Annotated in this window: 11 protein-coding genes; 9 read left to right on the top strand and 2 right to left on the bottom strand. The window is 46.4% G+C overall.

Annotated features, from left to right (window positions below; translation table 11 throughout):
- Positions 1 to 114: 114 nt before the first annotated feature.
- The 8 genes from LEPBO_RS43480 to LEPBO_RS0129720 all read left to right on the top strand — a co-directional run bounded on the left by LEPBO_RS43480 (position 115) and on the right by LEPBO_RS0129720 (position 6,768).
- Positions 115 to 288 carry a hypothetical protein gene (locus LEPBO_RS43480; protein ID WP_017291252.1) on the top strand — a complete coding sequence of 58 codons (174 nt, stop codon included), beginning with the start codon at positions 115 to 117 and terminating at the stop codon, positions 286 to 288.
- Positions 289 to 487: 199 nt separating this feature from the next.
- Entirely contained in the window at positions 488 to 778 is a 291-nt protein-coding gene (locus LEPBO_RS0129750; protein WP_017291250.1) for a hypothetical protein, read from the top strand.
- Positions 779 to 1,057, top strand: coding sequence for a GIY-YIG nuclease family protein (locus tag LEPBO_RS0129745; RefSeq protein WP_017291249.1), 279 nt, complete (start codon positions 779 to 781; stop codon positions 1,055 to 1,057).
- Between the two features lie 156 nt (positions 1,058 to 1,213).
- Positions 1,214 to 1,408 carry a hypothetical protein gene (locus LEPBO_RS0129740; RefSeq protein WP_017291248.1) on the top strand — a complete coding sequence of 65 codons (195 nt, stop codon included), beginning with the start codon at positions 1,214 to 1,216 and terminating at the stop codon, positions 1,406 to 1,408.
- 208 nt (positions 1,409 to 1,616) lie between these two features.
- Positions 1,617 to 4,568: a DUF3854 domain-containing protein gene (locus LEPBO_RS0129735; protein ID WP_017291247.1), complete on the top strand. Its 2,952-nt coding sequence runs from the start codon at positions 1,617 to 1,619 to the stop codon at positions 4,566 to 4,568.
- Positions 4,569 to 4,636: 68 nt separating this feature from the next.
- Positions 4,637 to 4,861 (top strand): hypothetical protein, encoded by a 225-nt coding sequence (locus LEPBO_RS0129730; protein ID WP_017291246.1) that lies wholly within the window; start codon positions 4,637 to 4,639, stop codon positions 4,859 to 4,861.
- The gene (locus LEPBO_RS0129725; protein WP_017291245.1) at positions 4,843 to 5,937 is read left to right on the top strand and encodes a site-specific integrase; all 1,095 of its coding nucleotides are present in this window, start codon (positions 4,843 to 4,845) and stop codon (positions 5,935 to 5,937) included. Before LEPBO_RS0129730 ends, LEPBO_RS0129725 begins: the two co-directional genes overlap by 19 nt.
- Positions 5,938 to 6,405: 468 nt before the next feature.
- Positions 6,406 to 6,768 (top strand): hypothetical protein, encoded by a 363-nt coding sequence (locus tag LEPBO_RS0129720; RefSeq protein ID WP_144056292.1) that lies wholly within the window; start codon positions 6,406 to 6,408, stop codon positions 6,766 to 6,768.
- Positions 6,769 to 6,919: 151 nt separating this feature from the next.
- Here the strand turns inward: LEPBO_RS0129720 and LEPBO_RS0129715 are convergent, their stop codons facing one another.
- Together LEPBO_RS0129715 and cobN are read right to left on the bottom strand one after the other, a co-directional pair.
- Positions 6,920 to 7,588 carry a hypothetical protein gene (locus LEPBO_RS0129715; protein ID WP_199323808.1) on the bottom strand — a complete coding sequence of 223 codons (669 nt, stop codon included), beginning with the start codon at positions 7,586 to 7,588 and terminating at the stop codon, positions 6,920 to 6,922.
- Positions 7,589 to 7,662: 74 nt separating this feature from the next.
- Positions 7,663 to 11,340, bottom strand: a complete 3,678-nt coding sequence (gene cobN, locus LEPBO_RS0129710; RefSeq protein WP_017291242.1) for a cobaltochelatase subunit CobN — start codon at positions 11,338 to 11,340, stop codon at positions 7,663 to 7,665.
- A gap of 257 nt (positions 11,341 to 11,597) precedes the next feature.
- On the opposite strand from cobN, the gene LEPBO_RS38670 reads away from it, so the two are divergent.
- Positions 11,598 to 13,343: a sensor histidine kinase gene (locus LEPBO_RS38670; RefSeq protein ID WP_017291241.1), complete on the top strand. Its 1,746-nt coding sequence runs from the start codon at positions 11,598 to 11,600 to the stop codon at positions 13,341 to 13,343.
- The last annotated feature ends 24 nt before the right edge of the window (positions 13,344 to 13,367 follow it).

Genomic DNA, 13,367 nt, shown 5'->3' with positions numbered 1-13,367 from the left:
ATACAGCCGATACGATACAGCGATACAGTCGATACGATACAGAATCCGATACAGACGATACAGAATTAGATCTCGCTACAATCAAGCTATCAAGTTATCAGGAGAAATCCCAAAATGCACACCAAATTCAAACAGAAGCTAATTGCTCAAGGATGGCGATTCAAACGTTTTGCGAAAGGCTCACATCAGCTTTGGAGCCATCCAGAACGAGGCATTGTTTCGATCAGCGTTAACGCTGCAAGAGGACAAATCTCAAAAGCAATCGAAGCAAAATTATTTGGGTTTTGAACTATGAAGAAAGACGATGATCAGCTTGTACTAATCGAGACAAAACCGGAAGAACCAAGCGTTCTAAGACCGGGACAAAAGTTGAAGCGCTGGCGCGACAAAAAACTTCGCTGCGTAGCGAAGAAAGATTGAATAATGTGTGAATTCCCGAACAAGATACTCGGATGTTTTGAGGTGAAATTTATGTGGATTAAAGACGATGAAAGTTTCGGAAATTATCAACATTCTTGCAGACAAGAGCTTTCAAAATATTGAACTTTGCAGGGACGGAATCCTGGCTTCAACAGGGTTAGATTGCGGCGCATATGGAATCACAATCCAACCTGAAGCGGAACTACTGCGAATCACTCTCTGGGAGGCATGGAGCGGAAGCGCGATCTCTGATCGCCTCTACCAGGATTTGAATCAGGCGATCGCAGAATTAATGCTCTGTGCGGCGATCGATTTGGCGATCGAGAGCGAAGAACTTTCAATGATTTCGGAGCGCTGAATGATTTATTTGTTAGAAAGCAAAAGACAGGCGGCTTTGAAGATCGGCATCACAAACAATATAGATCGACGGCTCCAGCAGTTGCGGACTTCCTGCCCGGACTGGGAATGCTTGAGGATCGTTGATTTGGGGTCGCTAGCAACCGAGGGAAGAATCGAAGCGAAAATCATTGAAACATTTAAGTTCTACTCGATCGGCGGCGAATTATTTAGGTACTCGCTCCGGTTGTTAGGTGATATTGGACGACTTCTGACTTCTTATGAGCAGGGCGAGGTTTGAAGTAAAGCCGTCTACCCCTGGACGGTACGAAATGTTTCGCAGTGTTCAGGGGTAGACGGCTTGATCCAAAATCAAACTCAAAAGATTTTTTTTTGAGTTGTTGTTACTCCTCACGGAAAAGTCCGTAAGTTTATCTCAGTGAGCTAACTAATCACTATGAGCAACAAGAAAACAACAACAGCACGGCATGATGGTGGGTCGCCAGTGACCTTATCAAAAGCAGACATGGAACTGATCGACGGAATGTTTCCCGAACTGAAGAAACGTAGCGAAAAGGTGCGCCTTGCGATCGGTCTAGCAAAACACTTCATTGATCGAAACCCAGGACAGGTCAATATCATTGTTCTTTAGCGCTAGACTCGAAACAATCACGGCGCGATGCCCTGAAAAATATTTTGAACCTTACCTTACCCGTCTGGATTGTTGCGCGATGCAAGCAAACGGGAGCCGACCAACATATCGGCAAGGGCGATTCTGAGGAATTGCCCAGACAAACGAATACCCGCCAACAAACTTTCCAGGGGCGTTGACGGGTATTCGAGAAGCTTTTCAAACTAACATGCAAGATACTTCAATCTTAGCTCAGCGTCAAGAGCTTGAGACTTCTCACGTTGAGCAGCCTAAACCCAAAAGAGTCTTATACAAGACCTTTGATGAGTTTTCAGAAGGGATTCGTACAGAGTTCGTTAATGACAGCAAAATTGACTTGCAGTTGTTTAACTCAGTCGTTCAAATTGTCAGCGATATGCAGATTGAACACGGGGAGGCAGTCGCAAATCCTATCGCTGAATTTTTGGGATGGAAGCAAAGCGATTCCCAAGCAGGATTCGCTTTGAGAGAGTCTTTCTTTGCTGCACTGATGCACAACGAAGATAGCTCTTCGTGGCAAGCGAAACTGAACTATCAGACTTGGAATGCAGACAAAGAACGCTACAACAAGCCCTATCTAGCTCCCAAAGGGAACGGCTCAAAGGCTTACCTACCTCCAATCCCCGAATCTATTCGTCAGATAATCAACAATCGAAATGGTGCTGAGATTCCCCTAGAAGGTTCATTCTGGAATTTTGTAGAGCAGAATCCAGAAATCCCGATCATTCTCACCGAGGGCGCTAAAAAAGCGCTTTGCGCGATTAGTTTGGGTTATGTTGCCATTGCTCTGTACGGGGCAAGCTGCCTGACTAAAAAACAGGAAGACGGCAAGCACATCGTTAACCCGGAGCTAAAAAGATTTAGCCAACCTGGGAGAGAATTTTTCATCGCTCTTGATCGTGATGAGAAGCCTGAAACCATGAGATCTGTAGGCTACGCCGTTAAACAAGCCGCTGAGCTTTTGAGCGCTCAAGAAGGGGTTTCGGTACGGATTGTCCTGTGGGAGCATTCTCAGGGAAAAGGACTTGATGATTTAGTAACGCAAAGCGGAAAGGAAGCTTTTGAGGATGCTGTCAAAAATGCGATCGCATTTTCTTCTAGCGCTCCTGCGATTGAGATTCCCCAGTGCTTAAAAGAGCTTTTTCCTGCCGAAATTGGCGTGGCATCCGCCACGAAAGAGTATCTGTTCTCGATCGCTAAATCGCTCAAGGCTGTGGACGTGTCCAAACGGGATGAATGCGTTAACGGCTTACTGGCACTTGCGATAGAGCATCTAAGTGAGCTGGACTCTGAATCGTTGGTCAGTGAGATTCAAGCTTCGACAAAGCTTGGAAAAAAGGTACTCAAAGCAATCTCGAAAAAGCTCGAAACTGAAAGAAACCAAGCAAGACTTGAAGCCTCATTGAAGCTGCAAGAATCCCTAGGATTGCGGTTGGCAAGTTCATCAGATGATGACGATGACGACGCAATCAAAACCTTCCCTCAGATGGTTAGCGATTCACTTTACAAGAAGGATCGCTGGATTTGCGTTGCAGGCAAGCTTTATCGTTGGACAGGGAGTCATTACATGCATTCTGATGATGATGTTGAGCTTGCAAGAATTCGAGGACTTGCAGATACGATCAAGGAAAAGAAAGTGTCAAAAGGGGAGGTTTTTTACGTCTATCCATATGCAACGCCAAGCCAAGTTCGGAGCGCTTTGGATTGGGTCAAGATTCAATTTGCAGTTCCGTTTGAGGACTGTAATCCGAGTGGGTTGAACTGCACAAATGGAGTCTTGCAAATCAACTACACAGGTGAGCGCGGCAATGTTGCGGAATTCAAATTGATTCCGCATACTCCAGACCTCTACTACCTCTATGAGCCACAAGCAACATACGATCCATCGGCATCTTCTGAAGACTGCGATCGCATGATGGCTGCATTGGAACAGCCACAACAAAACGTTTTAATGAAGGTGATTTCGGCTTCAATGGATCTTAAAACGGTTCGGAAGTTCCACGGCAGAAACATCAAAGCACTTCTGACGATTGGAGTTGGATCTAACGGCAAGGACACGATCAGAGAAGCTGTAAGCGCTGTTTTTGGTGGAACCGGATTAACGTCAGCAAGTTTGGAGGATTTTCAGCAGTACGACTTTGGAAGAAAATTTCCTCTTGCAAAGTTGGCGACTTCTCGAATTAACTGGGCATCAGAGAACCGTAAAGGTGTGAGTCTAGATGATTTGCCAAGCCTTAAAACGGCGATCACAGGCGAAGAGTTGGTCTTTGAGCTGAAAGGAATTGACGAAAAGCCGTTCAATCCTAAAGCAGTGTTCTTATTTAATTTGAACGACATTCCCACACTCAAGGCAGGTATGAACGCTATCGATAGCAGGCTTGCCGTAATTGCTTTCGATAAAACTTTTGCAACAAACCCAGATCCCGCAAAAGGCGAAATTCAAGCAGATCCACGGTTCAAATACGATCGAGACTTTCTCAGAAACAACGTTTTGTCAGCTTTCCTGAACCGGATGGTTGCGGCATTTCAAGATCTTTTGCTGAACGGCATCAACTATTCTTGCTGTGACGAAGCGATGCAGGAAATTAGAATCCACAATTCGCATCTGTTTGAGTTTGCGAAAGAAACGGGATTAACCCCAGATCGCGGCTCCATTGTTCCAATTAAGGAAATCTGGGAAAAACTTGAGCAGTTTTACATCGATACCGAGACTTTGAGGATTGATGGGAATGGGAGTCGCATCTGGGCTGAAGATGTGCGCCCTGGAGATTCCTATGTCAAAGGCGCGAATCAGATTTGGAATAGGCTCTCGAAGCTTTTCCCTCAATGCAAACTGGTTGACGTTGGACATCGCCAAAAAGGAATTAAGGGACTGGCTTTTAACTCCGTAGAGCAAGTAGATTCCCCTGTTGAGCAAGCCGAACCAACTCCTGCGAAAGAAGTTGAAGCTCCACTTAATGAACGTATTCCCAGTTGGGCGCAAGCTGGTTGCTGCGTCGTTCATAAACGGACAAAGGCAATAATCCGCGTGAAAGAGATTGTTCGGGCTGCTGACGGTTTAGTAGTGAAAGATCCTACGGGCAACCTAACGGCTCTTTCGGAGTGCGAACCTGAACGGCTCTCAATAAGCACTGGGCGTTAATCCATCAACTCTTAGGGCGGTAATAGCCCGCCCTAACCCAACTCTTAACTAATTTCATGAAACATTGAATGATGAAGACCTGGTATTTGACGAACGAAGCCGCGATCGCGCTAGACCTACCTGCCGAGAAGCTGAGAGAATTGTACAGGTCAGGAATGTTTAAGCATGGGCATCATTTCCGCGACATCTCTCCAATTGGCTCAAAGCGTCCGACCCTTCAGTTTCATGTGGAACGCTGCGAGGAACTTTTGAACACTCCGCCAGAAAAGAGAAAATGCTACTTGACCAAATAAATGCCCGTCTCAAGGCAGGCAAGATCGGCGTAACCATTCGGCAGAAGGGCGATCGGCTCTATTTGCGCGGTACGTTCCCACCTAAGTCAGGCGAGACGGAATGGAAGCAACGTGATATATCGTTGGGTATCTACGCCAATCCAGCAGGCTATAAGCGGGCAGAAATTGAAGCCAGAAAAGCAGGCGCACAACTGGCGGATAAAGCGTTTAATTGGCTTGATTGGATAGACAGCCCCAAATCACAATCAGATACCGTTAGCAAGTGGATCGAGCAGTTTGAGGCTGATTACTTCAGCAAACGGAAGCGCACACCCAAGTCTGAAACCACTTGGCAGACTGAATACGCACAAGTGTTTCGACAGCTACCACTGAATGAGCCGCTAACACCGGAATTATTGCGATCGCACATTTTGAAGACAGAGCCAGATAGTCGCAATCGGCAGCGCTACTGCATGGTTCTGGGTGCGCTAGCTAAGTTGGCATCGGTGGATCTGGATGTGAAGTCGTTGCGGGGGAACTATTCAGCCAAAAAACTGACACCGCGTGATTTGCCGTCTGATATTGAAATTAGCCAATGGCGCGATCGTATTTCAAATGAGCAATGGCAGTTCGCATTCGGACTGATGGCTTGCTATGGGTTGCGGAATCACGAACTATTTCATATTGACCTAGAAAAACTGCGCGATGGTCCGGTTCTGCACTTGATCGAAGACACCCACGGAGGCGGTAAGACCGGTGCAAGAAGGGTCTGGGCACTCTACCCAGAATGGTGGGACAAGTGGCGCTTGTGGGATGTCTCGTTATTGCCACAGGTAACAGGACGGAACAATCGAGAATTAGGGCATCGGGTAACGCAAGCATTTAAGCGTTACGGCTTTCGCAATCCTTACAATTTGCGTCATTGTTGGGCAGTGCGGTCGATCGACTTTCTACCCGTGGAGCTTGCAGCTGTGCAGATGGGACATAGCTATCAAATCCACTGCAACACCTATCATCACTGGATTTCTGATGAGGTACATCAACGGGCTTATGACCTGGCAATGCAGAGAAGTGATCGACCTCTGCCGCCTCCCTAAATCTTCCCTAAATTGTGGCGGTTTTTTGGTGTGTTTCGCAATTTATTGGTACATTTGCTCAGAGCCAGAAGCCTTATATTTATTGATTTTCTGCCTGTATCAAAGCGATACAGGCATTTTTATTTGCTGACTCTTAATCCGCTGGTTCTGGGTTCGAGTCCCAGGTCATCCATCGATTTTAGGTTGCAAAAAATATTTTACAAGTGCGCGGATGCAGTGCTAAGTGATTCAACCAATCACACCAATTGCGATCGCGGCCAGCATCAATGCCCAAGCAAGTGTCGAGTGCATTCTTCCATCATTCACCTCTCATCTCACTGACTGCTCAGAACTGTCCTAAATCTGCTCTAGAGAACTAACTACAGATTGTTGATGTTTTAGGAGAGATAGAAATAGAAGTGAGAGATGCATAAGATCAAAAACAGAGTCGTAGGGACTAGTACAGCCTCTAGACAAAAGGAGAACCCTATGAACACAAGGAATCTGCTCTCTGGACTTGCACTGTTTGCTCTACCGATGGCGCTTGGGTTAGCTATGCCCTCACTTGCTGTGCCGAACAACGGTGGAAGTGGAACGAAGATGGACGAGTTAAAGAAAGGTGGATATACCTGTGAAAGAGTGTCAGTCAACTTCATTGAATGTACAAAGGATGGCAGTCCTACGTATTGGTGTACAGACAATGGGGAATGCCAACAGCAAGCTAGAAGGCATGTAACATTTCCTGGTCAGTTACCAGGAGCAGCAGATCCAGGAAGACCAACTGTAGTCATTGAGGCTCAACCGATTCTTTCTCCGTCCAACCTTGGAGTTAGAAACGGTGCTCAATTTTAAGACTCTGCGGACAAAGACTTTGCACATATATCCTTTGTCCGCAGAGTCTTTGTCAAACACCTGTAACAACTTGGGAAGTGGAGTACGCATTGGTATTGCTTGGAGTTAGTCAGATGTTGAGGAGCTTGCCTCAATCGTTGGCTGCAATGTTTTATTTCAAAAGTGCGTCGCGGCTCAGAGATCGATGAACTAGCATTGGCGGACGCAGGCACAAGTAAACCAACGCACCCAATAGAGGAATCCAAGCAATCCGAGATAGCTGAGAATCCGCTGTCAATCCGCGTCGTGCCATGTCATCCTCTAGCAACGTCGGATAGGGAAATAGGAGGCAAAATAATCCATTTGCGAGTGTCATCCCATGCACAAATCGGTTCGTCATAAACTCTTGGGCAAATCCAGTCCAATCTCCCCAAGCGATCGCATAAACAACTAAAACGATAGTGCTAATGGTGAGAATGATGCCTGTTTTCTGAGCATCGAGAATCGCAATCCAGGAATCTTTCTCACCCTCAAATGATTGATTGGGCTGACGTAGTGCTAAGTATGGGATGAGACCAATCACACCTGTTGCGATCGCGGCTAGCATAAATGCCCAAGCAGGTATCGATTGCATTCTTCCATCTACAAAGATCAAGCAACTGTAGATCAAGAGCCAGATTCCAACCAGACTAAACATTGCGATCAGAACTGGATTGATCGACAACAAGTGTCCTGAGAGTAACGGTTGAAACGTATCGGCTGCAGTCGGTGGGGCAAAGAAGAGGACGTAAACAATAAACCCCACCCAAATCAACCAAAGAACTTGCGATCGTGCCATCATTTAACCCTCATCTCAATATGCTTGATTGTTGAGATTGGGAGCGGTCAAATCCACCCTCTAAAGGCAGATTGAACCTAGCTGATGTGCGCTTCGATCGTGCCTTCCGCTTCTAGTACGATCGCTTTTAGTTGCTCCAAGGTTTTCACATCTGCACTTTGCCACAAGCCTCGTTGATTCGCTTCTAATAATCGCTCTGCCATGTCTCGCAGCGCCCAAGGATTCTTAGATTGAATAAAATCCTGAACCTGTTGATCAAACAGATATGCCTCAGCAACTCCCTGATACATATAGTCTTCAACACAGTGAGCTGTTGCATCATACGCAAATAGAAAATCGATCGTAGCAGCTAGCTCAAATGCCCCTTTGTAACCGTGTCGCATTGCTCCAGCAATCCATTTTGGATTGATAACTCGCGATCGATAGACTCTTGCAATTTGTTGTTTGAGCGATCGTATCTTCGGATTTTCTGGGAGTGAATGATCGCCGAAGTAAGTTGTTGGGTTCTTTCCTTGGCTTGTCCGAACTGCCGCTGTCAGTCCACCTTGGAACTGATAGTAATCGTCGGAATCGAGTAAATCATGCTCTTGATTGTCCTGATTTTGTAGAACAATTTGCATGGAATTCAATCGATTTTGGAACGCTTCGGGAGCAGATTGAGCAACACTAGAACTCATGTAAGCATAACTACTCCAGTTAATGTAAGCTCGTGCTAAATCTTCCTCAGTTTCCCAATTCTGAGATTCAATCAATCCTTGCAATCCTGCCCCGTATGCGCCTGGTTTTGAGCCGAAGATGCGATGTCGCGATCGTCGATCTGCCTGCTCAGTCGTTAGACCTGTTGCTTCCCAGGTTTGCGTCTCTTCTTTGACCTGAGCCGCGAGTGGATTTTGATCAGCGGGTTCATCGAGTTGAGCGATCGCAGCAACGGCTTGATCAAATAAATCAATCAAATTCGGAAATGCATCACGGAAAAAACCTGAAATTCGCAATGTGACATCGACCCGGGGGCGACCGAGAAACGAGAGCGGTAAAATTTCAAAATCGACGACTCGCCGAGAAACGCCGTCCCAAATTGGCTGAACGCCAAGCAATGCGAGAGCTTCTGCAATGTCATCGCCGCCCGTTCGCATCGTGGATGTTCCCCAAATCGATAATCCAAGGGTACGAGGATATTCGCCGTTCTCTTGGGTGTAGCGTTCCACGATCGCTTCTGCTGCTTTTCGCCCGACTTGCCAAGCACTTTCAGTTGGAATTGCTCGAATATCAACCGAGTAAAAATTGCGTCCGGTTGGCAAAACTTCAGGTCGTCCGCGAGTTGGTGCGCCAGAAGGAGCAGCCGGAACATAGCCCCCATTCAACCCATGTAAGAGATAGCCAATTTCTTGATGCGTATTTTGCAGAGCCGGAAGCAGAAAGCTCTGAATCCACTTAAGTTCTGCCGTGTAAATATGTCCTTCTGCAAGGTCATTTTCGAGTAAGCGATCGACTAAGCGAATTGCCTCAAGCTCGATTGCTTCGATCGCGTCTCCAGCATTTTGATAGCCTGGAACTGCATCGCTTGGATCAGCAGTGAGTGGATCAAAATCTAAGTTCCAATCTTCTGCGATCGCACGAGTCAATCCCATCCGATTGGCTTGCGGATGACGCGCGATCGCAATGATCAAATCTCTCAACTGCCGATTCTCTGGGCATTTCCCAAAAATATGTAGTCCGTCTCGAATCTGAGCTTCTTTTAACTCACAGAGATAGCGATCAGTATTCGTAATCAGATCAGAATCGCCTGCTAGCTCGTTTTGAAGATTGTCTTGTTCTACTAAGTTGACAATGCGATCGCGAACTAGCTCTAATCGCGAAGGATTGAGATCTTGAGCTTCGTAGTACTCATCAATTAAAGCTTCTAATTTTTGCAAATCCCCATAAAGCTCTGCACGGGTCATTGGGGGAGTCAGATGATCTAAAATCACAGCTTGAGCGCGACGTTTTGCTTGAGAGCCTTCGCCTGGATCATTGACAATAAAGGGATAGAGGTGAGGTAAAGCCGCGATCGCAGTTTCAGGAAAGCAATTCTCAGAGAGCGCTACACTTTTACCTGGTAACCATTCTAAATTTCCGTGCTTGCCGACATGAACGATCGCTTCTGCTCCAAAGCTCTGGCGCACCCAATAGTAGAAAGCTAGATAAGCATGAGTCGGTTCTAAATCCGGAGCATGATAGTTCAAAGAAGGATCGAGATCATAGCCTCGCGCAGGTTGAATGCCCACAAATACATTTCCAAGTTGAATGCCTGGAATCGGAAATGATTCAGTTGCAGTATTCCAGCGATTCAAAACAGATTGCTGAATCGATGCAGGCAAGGTTGAAAAGTAAGCTGTGTATTCTGCTAGAGGTAATGCTTGATGAATGGTGCGTAGCTCTCTTGCTTCTGGATCATTCGTTACGCCTGTGGTTAGTAACTTTACTAGCTCGTCTCCAGTTTCAGGAATGTTTTCAACGTGATATCCCTCATTCTGTAAGGCTTTGAGGATTTCAATACAGCTTGCTGGCGTATCTAGTCCCACACCATTTGCTAAACGCCCATCTCGGCTAGGATAGTTTGCCAAAATCAGCGCAATTTTACGATCGCATTTTTCACTCCGTCGCAAGTTCACCCAATTCTGTGCTAGATCTGCGACAAACTCTACTCGATCTCGAACTGCTTGATAAGTGACTACTTCAGTCTGCAATTCTGGATGCCGCGACTGTACCGATTTAAACGAAATTGCTCGACTAATAATTCGTCCATCGACTTCAGGTAACGCAACATTGATCGCAGTATCACGTGGCGAAAGTCCTCGTAATTGATCATTCCATTGTTCAACGCTGCCACTACTTAAAATCACTTGTAGCACTGGAATATCTAAAGCTTGCCAAAGTTCCGGCACCGTTGAAGAAGGCGACGCGATCGAGAAACTGGTTGTATTTAGCAACAGATCAATTGACGGTTGCTCTTTCGGCTGAAAGTAACTCAGCAATTCACTCTGAACATCTGGATCGCGTAACGAAGATACAAAGACGGGAACAGGACACAGATCGCGATCGCATAATGCTTTTGACAATTCATCAATTACCGTCGTGTTACCCGACAAATAATGCGCCCGATAGAATAAAATTCCTACCTTGCGCCGACTACATACGGAGCGATACGGGCAGCTTTCTCCCGCCCGATATAGTCCCACACGCGGCACAGGCTGAGGCTCGGCAACCGAAGAATTGAGATCAAAATCCAGATAACGCTGCGCCAAAAGCTGAATCACATTGCGATAGTTTTCAACGCCTCCCTCATTGAAATAGCGCCAAACCCGTTCCACTTGAGTAAATGGAACCGTCGAATGGCTCATCAACTCTAAATCCGGTCGATCGTCTCCGGGCAAGACAATCAATGTTGCCCCCGACTGCCGCACAGTTTCACGCACGACTTCTAGTCCGTACGACCAATACGATCGCCCTCCAATAATTCGCAGCACAATCACTTTTGCCTGCTCTAACACTTCTTCGGCATAAGTATCGATCGTCAATTGCTGCTGAAGCTGTAACAGATTCACGCCTCTGACTTCGGGGAAGGGAGTCGGCAACTGCGAAATTGCCCCTGCTAAAGTCTGAATATCCGTATCCGCTGCCGTCATGATGACGATCGGCGCGGGAGTCTGTTCTATGAAGACAACCCCTTCTAGATCAGGAGTCCAACCGCCAGGAGTTGCAGCAATCCGATGCATAAAAATCACACAGTATTATCAGCTTTTCACTCTATCGTGACTCCTTCAGCTTTGCCATCTCTGCCTCTTGAAAGATGGGCAGATATTAAGACTTATATAGAATTGCAGAGATATACCTTTGCCTAATAAACTAGAGCGTTACAAATTCCAGTGCATTCAAATTCAGATTAATAATAAAAGAAAGGCTCATAGAGATCGCGGCATTCTTTTTTGGATGCGATCTCTCCTTTACCACCCTCTGCGCCCGCTCCCCGGATATGACAAGCTCCCGAACTCATTCTGTCGGTCAACTCCTGTCTTGGGCAATATTTCACCAAGTAGTAGATCTGCTACAAGCTACAGTTGGAACAGATGCGATCGTTCTGACTGAAAATCAGGCTCCCAAACGGTTTTTCCTGGCAGCTTCACCGAGCTTTAGTGCACTCATTCAAGCTGATGCGATCGATGCCGATTACTGTCAGTTGCATCTCACGTTCTCGCCTGACCAAATTTCGGCTTTTTTAGAAGAAATCAATTATGCTTTGCCGTTCCTGCTGCAAGAAAATCAAAGCGATCATCAAAGCGAATTCACCTTAAATCTGATTAAACTTTTTGCTCACTCTGCGCACCCTTCAATTCAGCATCAAGTTGAACAAGAACGCTTGATCAATCAAGTCACGACCCTGATTCGCCACAGTTTAAATCTGCCCGTGATCTTAGAAACGGCAGTGCATCAAGTGCGTGAGTTTCTCGAAGCCGATCGCGTGATCATTTACCAGTTCAATTTTCCGGCACCTTCTTGCCTGATCGATGGCGAAGTTCTCACAGCCGATCCGACTGTGCCAAATCTGGATGGCATTACTTATGAAGCGCGTAGCAGCGATAGAATTCCGTCTATTCTCAATTTGATGAATGAGTACAGTGCAGCGAGCCTGAAGCACTTGCAAAAACGCCACAGCGATTCTGTAACTTGGGCAGCCAACAGCACAAAATCCAAGAGTTCAACGGTCGCGTCTTTACTCGATGAGCCTACTGCCATTTCAATTCAAGCTGAACTTGTCACGCCGATCATGGTTCAAGAGGAACTCTGGGGACTGCTAATCGTGCATCAATGTCAGCATCCGCGACAATGGCTGGAGCGCGAAAAAATTCTACTCCAGCGAATTGCTGAACATTTAGCGATCGCAATTTATCAATCCAAACTCTACAGCGAACTGCAACAGCAAAAAAATACCTTAGAGCAGCAAATTATCGATCGCACTCAAGAACTGCGAGACACATTAATTGCAGCCGAATCGGCTAGCCTTGCCAAGTCTGAATTTCTCTCGACGATGAGCCATGAGCTTCGCACTCCGCTGACGACAATTTTGGGAATGGCAGCCACGCTGATTCGCGCGTTCCAAGATACCAACTACATTCTCACGCCTCAAAAACAGATTGAATACTTACAAATCATTCAAGAACGAGGCGAACACCTGCTGGCTTTGATCAATGATTTGCTAGATCTCTCGGAAGTTGAAGCCGGAAAAATGATTTTGGAATGCAAAGAGGTTTCTCTATCAAAATTGGCTCAACAGTCGATTCAACTGGTGCAGGGAAAAGCTGATGCGAAACAAGTCGCATTGTCGCTCGAACTGTTACCACCGGGAGAGCGAACATCCCGTGATTTTCGATTTCAAGCTGACCCGCTGCGGGTGCAACAAATCTGCCTCAATCTGCTAAGTAATGCCATCAAATTCACACCAGAGAAGGGACAAGTGACCATGCGTGTGCGAGTGAGTAGCACTACAGCGATTCTGCAAGTCGAGGACACAGGCATTGGAATTCCTGCTGAGCAGCGATCGCTGCTGTTTCAAAAATTTAAACAATTGGATGCATCCTACCATCGCAAATATGAAGGGACAGGATTAGGACTGGCATTGACTAAGCAATTAGTGGAACTGCATGGGGGTACGATCGAGGTAGACTCGAAAGTCGGGGTGGGATCAAAATTTACCGTCTTTTTACCTTTGCCAAGAGCTTGAATATTTGTTTTGAAGCTAAAATTT

The organism is Leptolyngbya boryana PCC 6306 (assembly GCF_000353285.1).
Lineage (GTDB): Bacteria > Cyanobacteriota > Cyanobacteriia > Leptolyngbyales > Leptolyngbyaceae > Leptolyngbya > Leptolyngbya boryana.
This window is presented reverse-complemented; position numbering and strand designations above follow the sequence as displayed.

Coding starts and splice junctions, on each gene's coding strand:
- LEPBO_RS0129750 (WP_017291250.1), top strand. CDS start 488: ATGAAAGTTTCGGAAATTATCAACATTCTTGCAGACAAGAGCTTTCAA.
- LEPBO_RS0129720 (WP_144056292.1), top strand. CDS start 6,406: ATGAACACAAGGAATCTGCTCTCTGGACTTGCACTGTTTGCTCTACCG.
- LEPBO_RS43480 (WP_017291252.1), top strand. CDS start 115: ATGCACACCAAATTCAAACAGAAGCTAATTGCTCAAGGATGGCGATTC.
- LEPBO_RS0129735 (WP_017291247.1), top strand. CDS start 1,617: ATGCAAGATACTTCAATCTTAGCTCAGCGTCAAGAGCTTGAGACTTCT.
- LEPBO_RS0129730 (WP_017291246.1), top strand. CDS start 4,637: ATGATGAAGACCTGGTATTTGACGAACGAAGCCGCGATCGCGCTAGAC.
- LEPBO_RS38670 (WP_017291241.1), top strand. CDS start 11,598: ATGACAAGCTCCCGAACTCATTCTGTCGGTCAACTCCTGTCTTGGGCA.
- LEPBO_RS0129725 (WP_017291245.1), top strand. CDS start 4,843: ATGCTACTTGACCAAATAAATGCCCGTCTCAAGGCAGGCAAGATCGGC.
- cobN (WP_017291242.1), bottom strand. CDS start 11,340: ATGCATCGGATTGCTGCAACTCCTGGCGGTTGGACTCCTGATCTAGAA.
- LEPBO_RS0129715 (WP_199323808.1), bottom strand. CDS start 7,588: ATGATGGCACGATCGCAAGTTCTTTGGTTGATTTGGGTGGGGTTTATT.
- LEPBO_RS0129745 (WP_017291249.1), top strand. CDS start 779: ATGATTTATTTGTTAGAAAGCAAAAGACAGGCGGCTTTGAAGATCGGC.
- LEPBO_RS0129740 (WP_017291248.1), top strand. CDS start 1,214: ATGAGCAACAAGAAAACAACAACAGCACGGCATGATGGTGGGTCGCCA.